The following is a 16,407-nucleotide window of genomic DNA, read 5'->3' on the forward strand; positions in this document are numbered from 1 at the left end:
CATTGCGATCTGACGTAGACCTATAAAACGACCGGCCGCCGGGAAGTCCGGCGGCCCATCTGCTTTTTAGAGCCGATTGCCATTCTGGGAAGCCCTACGGTCTCTTTTCTGTTCAGGCGCTTCAGCTGCTCTCTTCATCCATTATTCTGATGCTTTTACTTCAATCGTATGTGCGTAAATCGAAGCTGGTTCACCGGCTTCAAAGCGTCCTTCGTACGTGACTTCCACAGTATCTCCTGCTTCCAATTCGTCCAGGGTCGTTTCTTCTCCGGCCTCATCAAATACCACCAGGTTCTGCTCGCTTCCAGTGAGGTGATACGTGGAAGCCTCACTTGGACGGTATTCTCCATCCGGGATGGAGATAGTGACGTTCTCCCCTGTTTCTTCGACTGTGGCCTGAAATACGGGCTTTTCTCTTTTATGAATCTCGTGGACAAACATACCTTGGGGTTCACTATCTTCAAATCCTCCCGCAAAATTCACGGTTACCACATCCGCTTTTTCCAGTTCATCCAGTGTGATCTCCTGATCCTCCTCATCATAAACGGTTACTGGATAATCTTGATGGCTCTCGATAATACGATACCAGGAGGTGTTTCTTGCAGGCTGAGGCTCTCCGTCTAATATCTCAATATAATGTGCCGGCCCGTCTCTTAAATCTGTCATCCTGGCTTCGAATGTCAGTCCATCCATTAACTGTACTTCGTTTGTCGTAATCACTGGCGTGCCGGCCGTTTCGCTGCTTCCCTCATACTCGAAGAAGAAAAAGTGGGGCTCCAGGTCATCATAAGGAATAGAGTTTCCATTTTCATCAACTACTGCCAGTTCCTCTGTGCCTTCACTAGGCTGCACCTCATAGCTGGATGTCCCTTCCTCCGGCAGAAACGAACGGTCAAACACATGCGCAGTCAACGGCGGCCCCAATTCTCTCACCCCGGCCTGCATGACTGGCGCGTCGATTTCGGTGACGTCCCGGACGGATATCCCAGGGGTCTCCCCCGGCTCAAACTGACCGTCGTACGTCACTTCGACAAAGCTTCCTTCTTCCAACTCCACCGGAAGACTGTCGAGCTCTCCGCCCGCCATCAACCGGTACGTGTCCGTATCCGCGGACGGTCGGTATTCGCCGTTCAGAACTTCGACCACAAGCTCTTCCCCGCTTTCTGTCACACTGGCCTGAAACGTCTGGTCCACAGAGGGCGGTATTTCTTCCTCTATTCCATCTGCAGATGCAGACGCGTCCGCCGGCTGTTCTGTATTATTTTCTGCGCTGCATCCTGCGGCTACAACGAGCGGCAGCGTCCAGATAAGGCTTCGTTTCATCGTATCCCTTCTTCCTCTAGTAAATATATCCAGAAGCTTCTACTTTATTTGTCGGGAAACACAGGCAGGTGTTACAAACATGTAAATTTTCCGCTGATTGAGGTTCTGTTTTTCTACATGCCGGTATTCCCCCTCCCCAGCATGCGGCCGGCTGCAAAAAGCTGCTGTAGACTTCCGTTGATTTATCCAGTATACTTATATACATAACTATATAACCGTTATAGAACACGTTTTTTCAGGAGGTGAGGTGTTGGGCGGGATGCTGCATGACAAGAAGCCGATTTTTATGCAGATTAAGGAGCATATTGCGGACCAGATTGTGCGCAGGCAGCTGCTGGCGCATGAGCAGGCGCCGTCGACGAATCAGCTGGTGCAGTTTTACAAGGTGAACCATCTGACGGTGTCCAAAGGAATTCAGGCGCTGGTTGATGAAGGGGTGCTGTATAAAAAGCGCGGCGTGGGGATGTTTGTGGCGGAGGATGCCAGAGAGGTGCTTCTGGAGCGCCGGCGCCGGGAGCTGGAGGAAGCGTTTATTGCGCCGCTTCTGCGGGAGGCGGAGATGCTGGAGCTGAGCGAAGAGGAATTGATCGCGCGGATCCGCGGATCGAAAAGGAGGATGACAGAATGAGCCACATTCAGGCGGACCACTTGAGTGCAGCCTACAAAAAGGAACGCGTCCTGCACGACGTGACGTTCACCCTGTCCGGAGAGCGGATTTATGGACTGATCGGACGGAACGGGGCCGGGAAAACGACGCTGCTTTCCCTGCTGGCCTCCTACCGGCGCCCGGATGGCGGGACGCTGTTGATGGACGGGACGGATCCATTTGAGGATGCGTCGTGCATGGCCTCGACGGTGTTTATGTATGAAAAGGATTATTCCGATGAGCAGGATTCGGCGCGGGTGCTTTTGAAGCTTGCGGCACGATACCGGCCGGCGTTTGATCTGGACTATGCGCTGTCGCTTGCGGAAACGTTCGATTTCCCGCTGGATAAGCCGATGCACAAGCTCTCCACAGGAAAGCAGGCGGCGGTGAATGTGACACTCGGTCTGGCAGCCCGGGCGCCGCTTACGATCTTTGATGAAATCTATACCGGCATGGATGCGCCGACGCGGGACCAGTTTTACAAGGAGCTTCTCGCCGAGCAGGAGCGGCATCCGCGGACCGTCATTTTATCGACGCACCTCGTATCGGAAATGGACTATTTGTTTGATGAGGTGCTGATGATTGATGATGGACAGCTTCTGCTGCATGAGCCGACCGATCAGCTTTTGGAGCGCGGGTTTTCCGTCACCGGTCCGGCCGGCGCCGTGGAGCAGTTCGCCGAGGGACGCCGCGTGCTGTCGGAGCAGACGCTCGGCGGGGTGAAGTCGGTGACGATTTTTGAAGAGCTGACGGCGAAGGATACAGCGGCAGCTTATGAAAACGGACTGGAAATCGGGCCGGTCGGACTGCAGGATCTGTTTATTCAGCTGACCGGGAAAGGGGCGGGTGTCTCATGAGACAGGACGTATGGAAAAAAGCGGCACGGGATCTCGTCTATATGCAGGGGCAGTGGGCGCTGTGGGTGGTCGGCATCATGATTCTCATCTATGCCGCCCTGCAGCTGTTCTCCCGCGAGCCGGATCTGGAAGCGATGTCTGCGGCCGCGTTTGTGTTTCAGGGAGCGACGATTTTCATGCTCGTCTGCGGAATTCTGTCGTGCTACGGCTTTCTGCCGATGCTGATTTCCTTCGGGCTGACCCGCAGGCACTATTTTCTCGCGACCGCCGTATCCGCCCTCGTTCTGAGCGCACTGATGATGGCCGGCGCAGCTGTTCTGTCGGTCGTGTTCAGCCTTGCGTTCGGCTTCGGCACCGGCGGAGCGCTCGCATTTGCTGAGAGCGCCTCCCTGCTTCAGGTGCCGGTGTACGTGCTGATTATCTACGTGTATTTTCTTGCCGGCTGGCTCATCAGCCTCGGTTTTTACCGCTGGCGGATGTGGGGCGGGTTCCCGGCGATTGCGGCGGCGCTCCTTCTTATGGCGGCGATGGAATATGTGTGGAACTTCAACACCCCGCAGCCGTTTTTCACGTTTCTCTCTGATATGAATCAGCTGCCGGCAGCGGGACTGGCACTGACCGTGACACTGCTTCTCGCAGCGGGCGTCACGTACGGCATCCGCGCCGCCTCCGCAGCGGTGCCTGTGAAGGTTAAATAGCCGGAAAGGAGGGAGTCTTTTGATTACGAGTGATACTGCCCAGCTGATCGTTGGACGGTCGTCACAAAGCTCGGTGACAAAAAAGCGCTGCTTGCGCTGATCCTTGCCACGATGGCGCTGACCGCGGTCGGTGTTTTCGTCGATATTGCGGTTATTACCGTTTCCTCGATTGCACTCGTCATTGCGCATAAAGCCGGTCTGTCGAAAACGGCCGTGCTGCTTGCGATGGTCGGCGGGGGAAAAGCCGGAAACATCATGTCCCCCAACCCGAACACTATTGCTGTGTCCGAGGCGTTTAACGTGCCGCTCACTTCGGTCATGGCAGCCGGGATTATCCCAGCCATCTTCGGGGTAATCGTTTCCTACATCATCGCTTCCCGGCTGAAGCAGAAAGGCACGTTCGTTGCGTTTGAGGACATCAAAGAAGGGGAGGACAAAGAGCTTCCACCGGTCGGTCTGGCGCTGATTGCCCCTGCCGCTGCGATATTTTTACTCGTGCTGCGGCCGATTGCCGGTATCGAAATCGACCCGATGCTCGCTCTTCCAGCCGGCGGTCTTCTCGGAGCTCTGGCGATGAGGAAAGGCTCCCACATTAATTCCTACATCGTCACCGGCCTCGGAAAAATGTCCGCCGTTGCCGTGCTTCTGCTCGGTACTGGAGCCATTGCCGGCATCATTTCCAATTCCGGCCTGCAGTATGTGCTCATTTCCGGCATCGAAACACTCGGCCTGCCAAGCTATGCGCTCGCGCCGGTGTCTGGTATTTTCATGTCCGGAGCGACCGCTTCGACGACCGCCGGTTCCGTCGTCGCCTCAGAGGTATTCAGCGGCACGCTTCTTGAACTTGGTGTTTCCGGTCTTGCCGCAGCGGCCATGCTTCATGCCGGGGCGACCGTACTGGATCACATGCCGCACGGCAGCTTCTTTCACGCTACCGCCGGAAGTGTCCTCATGACCATTCAGGAACGCCTGAAGCTGATTCCCTATGAGTCGCTCGTCGGTTTGACCCTCGCGGCGGTGTCCACACTCATCTTCGGTGTTTTCTCGCTGTTCTAATCAGATTGTCGGAAGGAGTCCATTCTCATGAAAATCGTTATTGCATCTGATTCCTATAAAGGATCGCTCAGCTCTCTCGAGGTCGGCCGCGCCTGCCGGGAAGGCATATTACGCGCCCTCCCCCACGCCGATATCGCCGTCAAGCCGATGGCCGATGGAGGTGAAGGCACCGTCACCGCGCTCGCCGATGTGATGGAGGGCACCTGGGTGAAAACGACGGTGCATAATCCGTCCGGCCGGCTGGTGGACGCCTCGTACGTCGTATCCGCCGACAGGAAGACAGCGGTTATCGAAATGGCGGAAGCTTCCGGTATTCAGCATTCCCGCTGCAGACCGGAAGACGTGCTGCATGCATCCACCTTCGGCACAGGAGAAGTCATTCTCGATGCCCTCGACCGCGGTGTCCGCTCCTTTATCATCGGCATCGGCGGGAGCGCAACCAATGACGCCGGCACCGGCATGCTGAAAGCGCTCGGAGCCGAGTTTTTAAACGCGGAAGGCGGGACGCTGGCAGAAGGCGGTGCGGCGCTTCAGCAGCTTGCTGCTATTAACGTCGACCACCTGGATCCGCGCCTGGCCGGGTGCACCTTCCGCATTGCCTGCGACGTTGACAATCCTCTGACCGGAAGCCACGGCGCCTCCGCTGTATACGGCCCGCAGAAAGGCGCCGGTGAACACGAAACCGATCTCCTCGACCGTGCCCTGAAGCAGTTCGCCGATATTACCGCGGAAGCATTCAACGTCGACATCGACACCCCGCCCGGCGCAGGAGCTGCCGGCGGTCTCGGCGCCGCTTTCCTCGGATTTCTGCCGGCAGCACTCGAAAAAGGCGCGGAAATCGTCGCCGATGTCACCGGACTCGCTGAAGATCTGAAAGACGCAGACCTCGTCATCACCGGAGAAGGCGGCATCAACCACCAGACCGTCCACGGAAAAACGCCGGTCTATGTCGCCTCCCTCGCAAAGCGGATGAACGAAAACGTGCCGGTCCTCGCCTTGTGCGGCAGCATCGAACCGGGATACGAAACCGTCTTTGACGCCGGCATCGACGCCGTCTTCAGCATCGCCGACGGCCCCGCCCGGCTCGAAGAACTGCAGGAGCACGCCGCCCGGAACGTCACCCGGACCGCAGAAAACATCGCGCGTTTGTGGAACTGCCGCTGATGGCGGATCGTTGATATAGAAAAAGGGAGCCTCCTTTTGTGGGAGCCCCCTTTTTTCAAATTTCAGCTGACAGGCGCGTTTATCACATAGATAAAACTGTCCCGCCACTGCCCCTCTTCATACGTAAATGCATTTCTTCTGCACTCGTATTGCATCCCTACGTGTTCTGCAAGCTTTATTGAGGGATCGTTATCAACATTGATATGAGCCTCTATCCGATGAAAGCCGAGCGCATCAAAAGCAACAGTAAATCCTTTCTGTACTGCTTCTCTGGCATACCCCTGCTTCCAGTAGGGATTATGCAGTCTATATTCTATATAACCCCATTGAAAATCTCCTCTCATCAATGTCCAAATACCAACCATTCCGATATGCTGCAAATCTGATTTTCGAAAAATCGCAAGAATGTACGCCTGATCCGCTGACATCATCTCTTCATGTTCTTTAACGACTTCCTTGAACGCTTCAAGTGTCCATTCGGATAAGTCCAACTTTTGACCGTCGTATTTATACTGCTGCGGATACGCGTTCTCAAACCCTGCTTTCCATACTTCATAATCCTCTTCTGCTAATGGCCTCAGCACCAACCGTTTCGTTTCTGCCTGCAATGCATTCGCTCCTTTATTTACGTTTATCTGACACTTCACCTTTTATTCCTGTCAATTGCTGTTCCATAAAACATCACCCTTTCAATTAATTGTATGTATCGGGATAAGCAGTGTCACTTTTCAAGCTGATCATCACTGCTCTATGTATGTTCATCAACCGCGGGATCTCGAATATCACTACAGTACCCTTTATAAAACAAGGCGAGCTGTTTGATTATATGATCCTCTTCAACTAACGCTCCCGGAAACGTTAATAGAGCCTTTCAAATAAATCGCTTAGCCACTTTTCCGGCGAGTAACCCCAAAACAGCACCGAATGTATTTAGAAACACGTCATCTATGTTTGTCGTTCTTCCAGGAAGGAGCAGCTGTGTCATTTCGATAAAGGAAGATAGGCAAAAACTGAACAGAATGCTGTATCGAAGCTTATCGAATTTCAAGGCTAATGCTGCTCCTAAAGGAATAAATAGTAAGATATTAAAACCTAAAATTCTGATAAGCGTTGAAATGTCTGTCGCATGTTGTATCAGTTCAACTACACTTCCCAATGGCATTAACTGAATGATTTGTTCACTTCCGGTGGAATTCGGCAGTAACGTTACAAGCAGGATGCCACTTAAAGACGCTAATAAAAATACATCCAACAGCGATTGTTTTATTACAGCTTTCGCGTTTGCTCCTTGTCTCATTTTAAAAATGAAGACACCGATCAGCAGAATGGATAGAATAAGTATAAACAGGGTGAATAGAGGCACGATAAAACCGAAGCTTCTCCAAAGTTGCGTCATTCGCAGCAATCCCTCCTTTCAAAGCAGCAGAAAACTTCAGCTATTATTAATTTCTCTTTTAATTGTGATAAACGCTCTCCCATTCCTCTTTCAATATCCCCATTTTAACCGCATCGAAATAGCGGCCGTTTACTATTCTTGCTTTTCTTATTCTTGCTTCTTCTTTCATTCCTAATTTTTCTGCCACTCGTATCATTCTTCCGTTTCCTGACCATGTAGACATACCTAGCCGATGCAGTTTTGTCGATTTAAAAAGATAATTGATCCACAGTTTATAGGCTTCGAAGCCATAACCTCCATTCCAATAGTCCGGGTTATAAATCACAATACCTGTCTCAAGCCAGCTGGTGTTTTTATCCACCCAATATGCACCAACGTACCCAACAGCTTTCCCATCACAAATAATTGTGAGAAAGGAAGGAATATTTCCCAAAATCTGATGGTCCCAACTTTTGAAGTATGCTTCTTTTGTGATTTTCTCCTCCGGTATATACGGCCCGTTCCACTTTTTTGCTTCTTGCTCTTTGTCTTCAAATCTCCAATAATATAACGTCTCTATGTCGCTCTCCTCTGCCTCTTGCAATAATACATTTTTTCCGTATAAATGAACTTCCATAAGTAATTATCCCCTCTGCTTTGTTTGGCTGCACAAAGAGAACCCTTCATGAGAGCAGCCTGTTCTTTATATTAAATGATATATCGCTCCATGAAAGTAGTATGATACTTAAGATAAGACCAAACCCGGATACTATTTTTATAAATTGTTTTGATTTTTCCACTCCTGCAGCTCCATCATTGAAAAATCAATTTCCTGATCTATTTGTAAAGGGGTAATAAACTCTAATGAATTTCCATCCGGATCTTTAAAATAAACTGCGGCGTGAGTTTGCGGATTATTCGGTAAAACAATTGGCTGCTCCTCTGGCTGAAAATCAAAAGCCTCTCGAACAGCAATACCTTTTTTCTCCAAAAACTCTTTCGCTTCTACTAAATCTGCCAGCTCTACTTGAAATGCAATATGCCTAAGTGAAGGGTGATAAGGTGTGTTAACTTTGTCTGTCTGCCAAAGACCAAGCCAACTCCTACCTTTCTCTATCCAAAAAAACGTTACAGCTTCTCCTTGGTGAGCTATCTCTAAACCAAGTCTCCTGTAAAACGCTATAGATGTTTCTATGTCCCTTACAGGAAGGTGTGCCTCATATAGTCCTTTAATCATTATATAAGTCTCCTTTTTAGTAAAGAAGTGATCATACCGCAGAAAATATAATAGGTCTCATCTTCTTTATTCAGCTCCATGGGCCCATCCATACTTGAGTAACAGTACATTCCTTTTTCCAGAATACAGGAAATTGAAGTATTTGTAAAAATCCATAGCAGCCCTTATTCTTGAAGAAAGGAGGGGAAACGAATGAAGGAAAACGACATGCTTTCCGGCGGCAGAGAAGGGGAAATTTACCGGAGAAAGCAGCGGGTGATCCGTCCGGCTCATGCATGGACCGGCCAGATCCATCACTTCTTGCAGTTTCTCCGCTCTGAAGGCGCAGCGTTTGTGCCGGAGCCGTTCGGCATCAATAAAAATGGAGAAGAAGAGCTTTCTTTCCTCCCGGGCGATGTCTTTCACTATCCGCTGCCGGAGGAGATGAAGAAGGATACGATCCTTATTTCTGCTGCAGAACTACTGACCTCGTTTCACTCCTACAGCCGCAAGTACCTCCGCTTCCTGCCGGAGAAACATACATGGATGCTTCCCGCTGTTGAACCGGTCGAGGTGATGTGCCACGGGGATTTCGCCCCCTACAACGTGACGATCATCCAAGGTCGCGCTGCCGGCATCATCGATTTTGACACCCTTCACCCCGGCTCCAGAATGTGGGACATCGCCTATGCGGTGTACCGCTGGGCTCCCTTGAAGCATCCCGGTCATCCGGATGCGTTCGGAACCTTCGAAGACCAGATTCGGAAAACGGCGATGTTTATGGATGCGTACGGCCTGGAAATGGACGAACGCCGTCGTCTTGTTCCTGTGCTCGTCCACCGCCTGGAATCTCTCATCCGCTTTATGAAAAAAGAAGCAGATAAGGGAAACCACGTATTTGCCGGACACCTGAAAGACGGACATCACCTGCTGTACGAGAAGGATATCGCGTACGTCAAAAAACAGGAACAGGCGATCATAGAAGGGATCACCCGGAACAATCGTTGATCCAGGAAGAGAACGCCGTTTTTCTGCAGGGCAGGACCCCCTATCTCTAACTGACGGGCTCCACTTTTTCTCTGCTTCCTTTACGGAAATCGGAGGGAAGCCGAAGCGTGGAAGCACGGCTGCGGCAGAGTCTTACTTCAGAGCAGATTAGTCTCGCAACGGACGCTGCCAGTCCAACAACTGCCCCTTCCAGTCTAACAACTCGAGGGGCTATTCTCACTTCCCTGCCATAGTCTAACTTCCCCCGTCCATATTCCAACTTCGCCGCCCCATATTCCCACAGCACACAGGTAAAGTCCAACTTCTCCATACCAGGGCAGGCGGCTGAAAGCTCGAGAGGAGCCGGCCTTTGGTTGAAGGCGCCCGGATGGAAGAGCCTTCGACATTTATAAAATGGTAAACCGCACCAAAATAAAACAGGCAGAAACCACCTGGTCTTAAAAGAATAGAGAGGTCTGTTAAACAGGTTCCCGCTTTCTGCCTGCACCTGCAGCCGTACGCGTTCCGGAGGGAACGGGCTCAACTAATTCCTTCTTCCTTCCGTCAGAAGGAATGGATTTTCGCCTCGTTCGGATCCTCCCGGAGTCGACGGCCTCCGGTTTCGGCAGGTAGGAAGAAAACGCTTGATAGAAGCGGTCTCTTTTGCCCAGTGAATACTGTCATTCAATCGAATTGTACGAGGTCATTCTGGCCTTATAGACATCGATCCCGCTGCGGATCATTTGTATTTCACCTCTATTTTACTATACGCTTCGGAGCGTTCGGCAGGGACGCCGGTGGGATCAAGCGCAGTCTGAAGATCCTTTCTCAGGGCGCAGGCCATGAGAAATAGCTGAAGACAAGCCCACGGCAAGCTTCTGCCGAGTAGCGGAGAAGCTCCATCAATAGAAAGTAACGATGAATAGAACAACGCTGCAGCCCTTTGGTATGCCTGCTTGGAAGAGGCTTTGGATTTTATACATTCTTATTAGTCAAAAAAAGCCTGCCGCCGTTTGGCAGCAGGCGTTCGTTTGTATTAAGCCCGTTCCACGGCGGCGGAGATACCCTGGCCGACGCCGATGCACATCGTGGCGAGGCCGCGCTGGCTGCCGCGGCGCTTCATTTCGTAGAGAAGCGTCGTTAAAATGCGGGCGCCGCTTGCGCCGAGCGGGTGGCCGAACGCGATGGCGCCGCCGTTGACGTTTACGCGGTCCTCCTCCAGACCGAGCTCCCGGATGCAGGCGAGCGACTGGGCGGCGAACGCTTCGTTCAGCTCCACGAGATCCACGGAATCGAGCTCCCAGTTGAGCCGGCCGAGAAGCTTCCGGCTCGAGTGAATCGGGCCGATGCCCATGACGCGCGGCTCCACGCCGGCCGTCGCTGCCCCCTGGTACACAGCGAGCGGCTCGAGGCCGAGTTCGTCGGCTTTTTCCCGCGTCATCAGAAGGAGCGCCGACGCGCCGTCGTTCACACCGGACGCGTTGCCTGCGGTGACGGTGCCGTCCGCAAACAGCGGCTTCAATGAACCGAGCTTCTCGAGCGTCGATTCCGGACGCGGGTGCTCATCGGTATCGACGATCGTCTTCTCCCCGCGGCGGCCGGTAATTTCCACCGGCACGATCTCGTCGGAAAACGCGCCGGTTTCCATCGCCCGCTTCGCGCGCTGCTGACTCTGAAAAGCAAACGCATCCTGGTCCTCCCGGCTGATACCGTAGTCCTGCGCGACGTTTTCCGCCGTCTCCGGCATGGAGTCGATGCCGTACGCCTGCTCCATCGCCGGGTTGACGAAACGCCAGCCGATCGTCGTATCATGCAGCTCCTGCGTACCGCGTCCGAACGCTTTTTCCGGCTTGCCCATGACGTATGGTGCGCGCGTCATGCTCTCCGTACCGCCCGCGATCGCAATATCGCCCTCCCCGGCTGCGATCATGCGCGCGGCGTAGGATACCGCGTCCAATCCGGAGCCGCACAGCCGGTTCAGCGTCGTCCCGGCTGTTGTGACCGGAAATCCGGCGAGAAGCGCGGACATCCGGGCGACGTTGCGGTTATCCTCCCCCGCTCCGTTGGCATTGCCGAAAATGACCTCCTCCACATCGTCGAGCGGAAGCGCCGGGTTCCGCTCGGCCAGCGCCTTTAAGACGACGGCTCCGAGGTCATCCGGACGGACCGCGGACAGCGCGCCGTTGTAGCGGCCGACCGGTGTCCGGACCGCGTCGACAATTACGACTTCACCCATGACGATTCCTCCTCATACGTGTAGACGCCGCGGCCGCTCTTTCTGCCGAGCCGGCCGGCTTTCACCATCTGCTCGAGAAGCGGAGCCGGACGGTATTTCTCTCCGAGCGTTTCGTGCAGGTAGCGCAGGTTGTTGAGCCGCGCATCGAGACCGACGAGATCCCCGAGCTCAAGCGGCCCCATTGGATAGTTCAGCCCGAGCTTAATCGCTTTGTCGATATCCTCCGCTGACGCCACGCCCTCCTGCAGCATATGAAACGCTTCGTTGCCGACGAGTGCGCTGATCCGGCTCGTCACAAATCCCGGGAACTCGTTCACTTCCACGGTTTCTTTGCCCATTGCTTCCGCCGTCTCCTGAATGATGGCAACCGTCTCCGGAGCCGTCTCCAGTCCTTTCACGATTTCAACGAGCGGCATCAGATGGACGGGATTGAAAAAGTGCATCACTGCAAACTGCTCCGCACGCGACGTAAACGACGCCAGCTCGGTCGGGCTGATCGTCGACGTGTTGGACGTGATGACCGCGTGGGACGGCGCGTGGGCGGCCGCCGTTTCCAGCACATGCTTTTTTAAGCTGCGCGTCTCCGGCACGGCTTCGATAATCATGTCCGATGCTGCCGCTGCCGCTTCCAGCTCGGTCGTCGTTTCGTAGTTCGACAGGAGCGTTTCCCGCGCTCCGGCGGTTATTTTTCCTTTCTCGAGTCCTTTGGCGGACGTTTTCTCTGCATGCGCCCGTGCGCCCTGCAGCTGTTCTTCGGATATATCATTCAGAATCGTCCGGAAACCGGCGAGGGCGGAGACATAGGCAATGCCCCGCCCCATCACACCGGCGCCGACGACGGTAATCGTGTGTACACGCATCGCAGCAGGCCCCCTGTAGAAAAGTAATTAGACGCCGAACGGATTGATCGGCTTTGGTCCGTGGTAGGAAAGAACGCTCTTCTCTTCGGTGTACAGATCCAGCGTCTCTACGCACAGTTCGCGGCCGAATCCGGACTCCTTGTAGCCGCCGAACGGCGTGCCCGGGAAGGCAGAGAACGGGCAGTTGACCATGACAATTCCTGCGTCGATGGAATGCGCCACCCGCGTTGAACGTCCCTGATCTCTCGTCCAGACCGCGGAGCCGAGCCCGAATTTCGTATCGTTCGCCCGCTTAATCACGTCGCGCTCGTCGGAGAATTTTTCGACGACGACAACCGGACCGAAGATTTCCTCGCGCACCGCTTCCATATCCGGCGTCACGTCGGTAATGACCGTCGGCGCGTACCAGTGCCCGTCTTCCACGCCCTCCGGCGACAGTTCCTTTCCGCCGGTCGCAATCACCGCGCCGTCTTTTTCCGCAGAGCGGACGTAGCCGTCGATCGTCTCCAGCTGCTCGCGGCTGATGATCGATCCGAGGTGGGTGCCTTTATCAAATGGATCGCCGACCTGCAGCTTCTCCGTTTTCGCAATGAACTTCTCCATGAACTCATCGTAAATATCCTCATGTACGAACATGCGGGAGCGCGCCTCGCACGACTGGCCGGTGTTGAAGAAAATACCGAAAAGTGAGCCTGCGACCGCCGCATCAATATCCGCATCGTCAAACACGATGTTCGGCGACTTGCCGCCGAGCTCCAGTGTCACGCGCTTCAGCGTATCAGACGCTTTGCTCATAATGTCCTTCCCGATCGGCGTCGAGCCGGTAAACGCCACTTTGTTTACATCCGGGTGGGCCACGAGACGGTCCCCGACGACACGGCCGGAGCCCGGAATCGTATTCACCACTCCTTCCGGAACGCCCGCTTCATGGCAGATCTCGTTTAACAGAATCGCCGTCACCGGAGTCAGACTCGCCGGCTTCAGCACAACAGAACAGCCCGCCGCAAGCGCCGGCGCCACTTTCCACGCCGCCATCATCATCGGATAGTTCCACGGAATAATCTGCGCACACACACCGACCGGCTCCTTCTGCGTATAGTTGAAAAATCCGTTCGGCACATTGTTCACCGTCCCGCGGTGGCCGACAATCGCTCCGGCATAAAACTCAAAATCCTCGATCGACTGCATCACCTGCGCCTGCGCAGCACTGAGCGCCTTCCCGCTGTTCAGCACCTCCACTTCCACAAGCTCGTTGAACCGCGAACGCATAATCGACGCCACCTTGTTCAGCACACGCGCCCGCTTGCCGACCGGATACTTCTTCCACTTCCCGTGGTCAAACGCATCGCGCGCCGCCTGCACCGCCTGCTCCGTCAGCGCCTCGTCCGCCTTCGCCACCGTCGCAAGCACCTCATTCTTCGCCGGGTTGAACGTCTCAAACGTCTCCGGCCCCTCCACACGCTGGCCGTTGATCACCATCGCATAGTGGCTCCGCTTCATCTCGCCAACCTCTGTAATCACGTTCTCCACTGCTGTCTGTGCCATATGAACCGCTCCTTTATCTTTTGGATTTGTGAAAACGACGTTCCGATCCGGTCAGCTGCCGGTAAAGGCAGGTGTCCGTTTTTCCTTAAATGCCGCAAGGCCTTCCTGATGATCGGCCGATTTTCCGGCGATCCGCTGAGCCTGGGCTTCTCTTTCCAGAAACGCTTCCATCTCCGGGCGGCGTGCCTGCCTGACGAGCCGCTTGATCATCCGCACGGCAGTCGTCGGTTTCGCTGCGAGCTCCTGGACGAACCGGAACGCTTCCTCTTCCCAGCTGTCCGCCGCAGCGGTCCGTGTGGCGAGTCCTTTTTCCAGCGCCAGGGCTGCGTCCATCGGGCGGCTGAATACCGCCATTTCAAGCGCCGCCGCTTCCCCGGCGATCCGCGTCAGATAGTAGAGAAAGCCGGAATCCGGAACGAGCCCGACATCGATAAAAGCGCTTACAAATTTTGCTTTTTCATTCATGAGACGGAAATCGCAGGCGAGGGCCAGACTCATGCCGGCACCGGCCGCGACGCCGTTAATGAGTGCCACAGTCGGCTTCCCGCACGCTTCCACAGCTGAAAGCATCGGGTGGTAGCGGCTTCGTAAAAACTCCCCGTGATCGGTGTGTTCATTGACCCCTTCCAGATCCTCCCCGGCGCAGAAGCTTCTGCCGCTTCCGGTAAAGACGAGGACCCGCACTGCTTCGGAGGTATCGGCCTGCTTCACCGCCTGCTTGATCTCCTTGTTCATCGCCGGCGTCATCGCGTTGAACGCCTCCGGCCGGTCGAGCGTGATCCAGGCCGCGCCGTCTTTTTCTACGTAGTGGATGGCTTCATAAGTCATCGCGTCACTCTCCTTGAAACGAAGGCCGGCGCTTTTCGATAAAGGCGCGCATGCCTTCTTTCTGATCGCTCGTTCCCATCGAAAGGTAAAAGTTTTTCCGTTCCAGCCGCATGCCTTCCTGCAGCGGAAGATCCGTGCCGCGACATACCGCTTCCTTAATGAGCCGGAGCGCGACCGGCGCCTGCCGGCTGAGCGTATCGGCAAACCGCTTCGTCTCCTCGTCGAGAAGCTCCGGCGGGACCGTTTTCGCACAGATGCCGAGGTCCCCGGCCTGCCGGGCGGAAATCCGCTCGCCGCTCCAGATGAGCGAAAGCGCCCTCGCTTGTCCGATCAGTCTCGGCAGAAGCTGCGTGCCGCCCGCTCCCGGCAGAACGCCGAGCGTTACTTCCGGGAAGCCGAACTGCGCGTTGTCCGCGGCGATGATCACATCGGCATGAAGGGCCAGTTCAAACCCGCCTCCGAGCGCAAAACCGCTCACTTTCGCGATGACGGGTTTATGTAGTCTCTGCAGCCGGTCCCAGTCGGCGAAAGGATCATCCAGTTCAAACCGGACCGGGGACGCTTCTTTCATTTCCTCAATGTCAGCACCGGCTGCAAACGCCTGGGTGCTCCCTTCAAAAACGATGACGCGGATGCCGTCTTCCTGGTCGAATGCTTCCGCCTGCTCCGCGATTTCACGGACCATCTGCCGGTTCAGGGCGTTGGCGGCGTGCGGGCGGTGGAGCTGAATGAAACCGACAGCTCCCTCCACCCGGGCCCGGATGCATTCAGCCTGCATGAACTTCTTCCCCGATCATGAGGTGCAGCCGCTTTCCTGCAAGCTTCATCGCATCTTTGCCGGACGCCTTTCCTTCATCAGTCGCCATCGCTTTTTTCAGCGATTCGTGGTCGTCGTAGATCATCTCGCAGAGAAGGTAGTACGGGCTCTCTCCCATCGGCGAGCCTTTAATTTCGGTCACTTTCATTTCCCGGAGTCCCGGAATCTGCTTCGTGAGCGGTGTGTGCGTGTTGTAGTAGTGCTCGTCGAATGCTTTTTTATCCTCCGGATGTTCGTACAGTGCAATTAGTTTAGCCATCATGATCTTCCCCTTTCGGTTTTTATCGTGCCAGTGTTTTATCCCGGATGACGGGCTTCATTGCCTCAAATGGATTGCGGCAGCTTCTGCAGTAGAGAATGCTGCGGCAGGCGGTCGGACCGAAGACATTTTCCATGGAGACGTAGGCCGAGCCGCAGTAGGGGCAGTCCACCTGCCACTCTTCGCCGGGCGTGTACTCGTCCGGCGGCGGAGCCACGCCGTGCTTTTTCAGCTGGCGGCGCCCTTCCTCCGTGACCGAGTCGGTCGACCAGATTTCATTGAAGGAAAACGTCACCTCGCAGCCGGTGATCCACGAAAGTTCCCGCACGGCGGTTTCGACGTTTTTCTTAATAAAATCAAGTGCCGGGCAGCCGGCAAATGTCGGGATCATCGTCACGTGCGCGCGGCTTTCTTCCACCTGCACCTCGTGCACCATGCCGAGGTCGTAGACGCTGACGTTCGGAAGCTCCGGGTCATCCACCTTTTTCACCTGCTCGAGTACTTCACGCTTCTTCGCTTCCATGATGTCTCCTCCTTCTT

The 16,407-nt window shown here is 54.8% G+C and carries 17 protein-coding genes and 1 pseudogene; 6 read left to right on the forward strand and 12 right to left on the reverse strand.

The genetic code is table 11. The annotated features are described in order from the left end of the window. Positions 1-141: 141 nt before the first annotated feature. Positions 142-1,323, reverse strand: a complete 1,182-nt coding sequence (locus C6I21_RS14310) for a hypothetical protein (protein ID WP_105960166.1) — start codon at positions 1,321-1,323, stop codon at positions 142-144. Positions 1,324-1,582: 259 nt separating this feature from the next. Between C6I21_RS14310 and C6I21_RS14315 the strand changes: the two genes are divergently transcribed. From C6I21_RS14315 to C6I21_RS14335, 5 genes and pseudogenes are all read left to right on the forward strand, one after another. After that, positions 1,583-1,951 carry a GntR family transcriptional regulator gene (locus C6I21_RS14315; RefSeq protein WP_105960202.1) on the forward strand — a complete coding sequence of 123 codons (369 nt, stop codon included), beginning with the start codon at positions 1,583-1,585 and terminating at the stop codon, positions 1,949-1,951. Then, the gene (locus C6I21_RS14320; protein ID WP_105960167.1) at positions 1,948-2,826 is read left to right on the forward strand and encodes an ATP-binding cassette domain-containing protein; all 879 of its coding nucleotides are present in this window, start codon (positions 1,948-1,950) and stop codon (positions 2,824-2,826) included. The genes C6I21_RS14315 and C6I21_RS14320 overlap by 4 nt, the downstream gene beginning before the upstream one ends. After that, a complete protein-coding gene (locus C6I21_RS14325; RefSeq protein ID WP_105960168.1) occupies positions 2,823-3,524 on the forward strand; it encodes a hypothetical protein in 702 nt (233 codons plus the stop codon). The genes C6I21_RS14320 and C6I21_RS14325 overlap by 4 nt, the downstream gene beginning before the upstream one ends. A 54-nt stretch (positions 3,525-3,578) precedes the next feature. After that, positions 3,579-4,580 (forward strand): annotated as a pseudogene (locus tag C6I21_RS14330) (GntP family permease); the annotation flags it as partial. A gap of 27 nt (positions 4,581-4,607) precedes the next feature. Beyond that, positions 4,608-5,744: a glycerate kinase gene (locus tag C6I21_RS14335; protein WP_105960169.1), complete on the forward strand. Its 1,137-nt coding sequence runs from the start codon at positions 4,608-4,610 to the stop codon at positions 5,742-5,744. Between the two features lie 62 nt (positions 5,745-5,806). Here the strand turns inward: C6I21_RS14335 and C6I21_RS14340 are convergent, their stop codons facing one another. From C6I21_RS14340 to C6I21_RS14355, 4 genes are all read right to left on the reverse strand, one after another. Beyond that, positions 5,807-6,352, reverse strand: a complete 546-nt coding sequence (locus tag C6I21_RS14340) for a GNAT family N-acetyltransferase (protein ID WP_105960170.1) — start codon at positions 6,350-6,352, stop codon at positions 5,807-5,809. A gap of 263 nt (positions 6,353-6,615) precedes the next feature. Then, positions 6,616-7,140 carry a VanZ family protein gene (locus C6I21_RS14345; RefSeq protein WP_105960171.1) on the reverse strand — a complete coding sequence of 175 codons (525 nt, stop codon included), beginning with the start codon at positions 7,138-7,140 and terminating at the stop codon, positions 6,616-6,618. A gap of 58 nt (positions 7,141-7,198) precedes the next feature. After that, on the reverse strand, positions 7,199-7,756 hold the full coding sequence (locus C6I21_RS14350; RefSeq protein ID WP_105960172.1) for a GNAT family N-acetyltransferase: 558 nt from the start codon (positions 7,754-7,756) through the stop codon (positions 7,199-7,201). Positions 7,757-7,894: 138 nt separating this feature from the next. Beyond that, complete coding sequence (locus C6I21_RS14355; protein WP_105960173.1) at positions 7,895-8,356, reverse strand: VOC family protein; 462 nt, start codon at positions 8,354-8,356, stop codon at positions 7,895-7,897. A 192-nt stretch (positions 8,357-8,548) separates the two neighbouring features. Between C6I21_RS14355 and C6I21_RS14360 the strand changes: the two genes are divergently transcribed. Then, positions 8,549-9,343, forward strand: coding sequence for an aminoglycoside phosphotransferase family protein (locus C6I21_RS14360; protein WP_105960174.1), 795 nt, complete (start codon positions 8,549-8,551; stop codon positions 9,341-9,343). Positions 9,344-10,358: 1,015 nt separating this feature from the next. On the opposite strand, the gene pcaF is transcribed toward C6I21_RS14360, so the two are convergent. From pcaF to paaD, 7 genes are read right to left on the reverse strand one after another with little or no spacing between them, the layout of a single operon-like run. Beyond that, on the reverse strand, positions 10,359-11,558 hold the full coding sequence (pcaF, locus tag C6I21_RS14365) for a 3-oxoadipyl-CoA thiolase (RefSeq protein ID WP_105960175.1): 1,200 nt from the start codon (positions 11,556-11,558) through the stop codon (positions 10,359-10,361). Next, the gene (locus C6I21_RS14370; protein ID WP_105960176.1) at positions 11,543-12,418 is read right to left on the reverse strand and encodes a 3-hydroxyacyl-CoA dehydrogenase; all 876 of its coding nucleotides are present in this window, start codon (positions 12,416-12,418) and stop codon (positions 11,543-11,545) included. Before C6I21_RS14370 ends, pcaF begins: the two co-directional genes overlap by 16 nt. Positions 12,419-12,445: 27 nt before the next feature. Then, on the reverse strand, positions 12,446-13,963 hold the full coding sequence (locus C6I21_RS14375; protein WP_105960177.1) for an aldehyde dehydrogenase family protein: 1,518 nt from the start codon (positions 13,961-13,963) through the stop codon (positions 12,446-12,448). A 51-nt stretch (positions 13,964-14,014) separates the two neighbouring features. Then, entirely contained in the window at positions 14,015-14,791 is a 777-nt protein-coding gene (locus C6I21_RS14380; RefSeq protein ID WP_105960178.1) for an enoyl-CoA hydratase/isomerase family protein, read from the reverse strand. Between the two features lie 4 nt (positions 14,792-14,795). Continuing rightward, positions 14,796-15,569, reverse strand: coding sequence for an enoyl-CoA hydratase-related protein (locus C6I21_RS14385; RefSeq protein WP_105960179.1), 774 nt, complete (start codon positions 15,567-15,569; stop codon positions 14,796-14,798). Next, positions 15,559-15,867 (reverse strand): EthD family reductase, encoded by a 309-nt coding sequence (locus C6I21_RS14390; RefSeq protein ID WP_105960180.1) that lies wholly within the window; start codon positions 15,865-15,867, stop codon positions 15,559-15,561. Before C6I21_RS14390 ends, C6I21_RS14385 begins: the two co-directional genes overlap by 11 nt. Positions 15,868-15,889: 22 nt before the next feature. Beyond that, entirely contained in the window at positions 15,890-16,390 is a 501-nt protein-coding gene (gene paaD / locus C6I21_RS14395) for a 1,2-phenylacetyl-CoA epoxidase subunit PaaD (protein WP_105960181.1), read from the reverse strand. Between the last annotated feature and the right edge of the window lie 17 nt (positions 16,391-16,407).

This window comes from Alkalicoccus urumqiensis (genome assembly GCF_002993335.1).
Taxonomy (GTDB): domain Bacteria; phylum Bacillota; class Bacilli; order Bacillales; family Salisediminibacteriaceae; genus Alkalicoccus; species Alkalicoccus urumqiensis.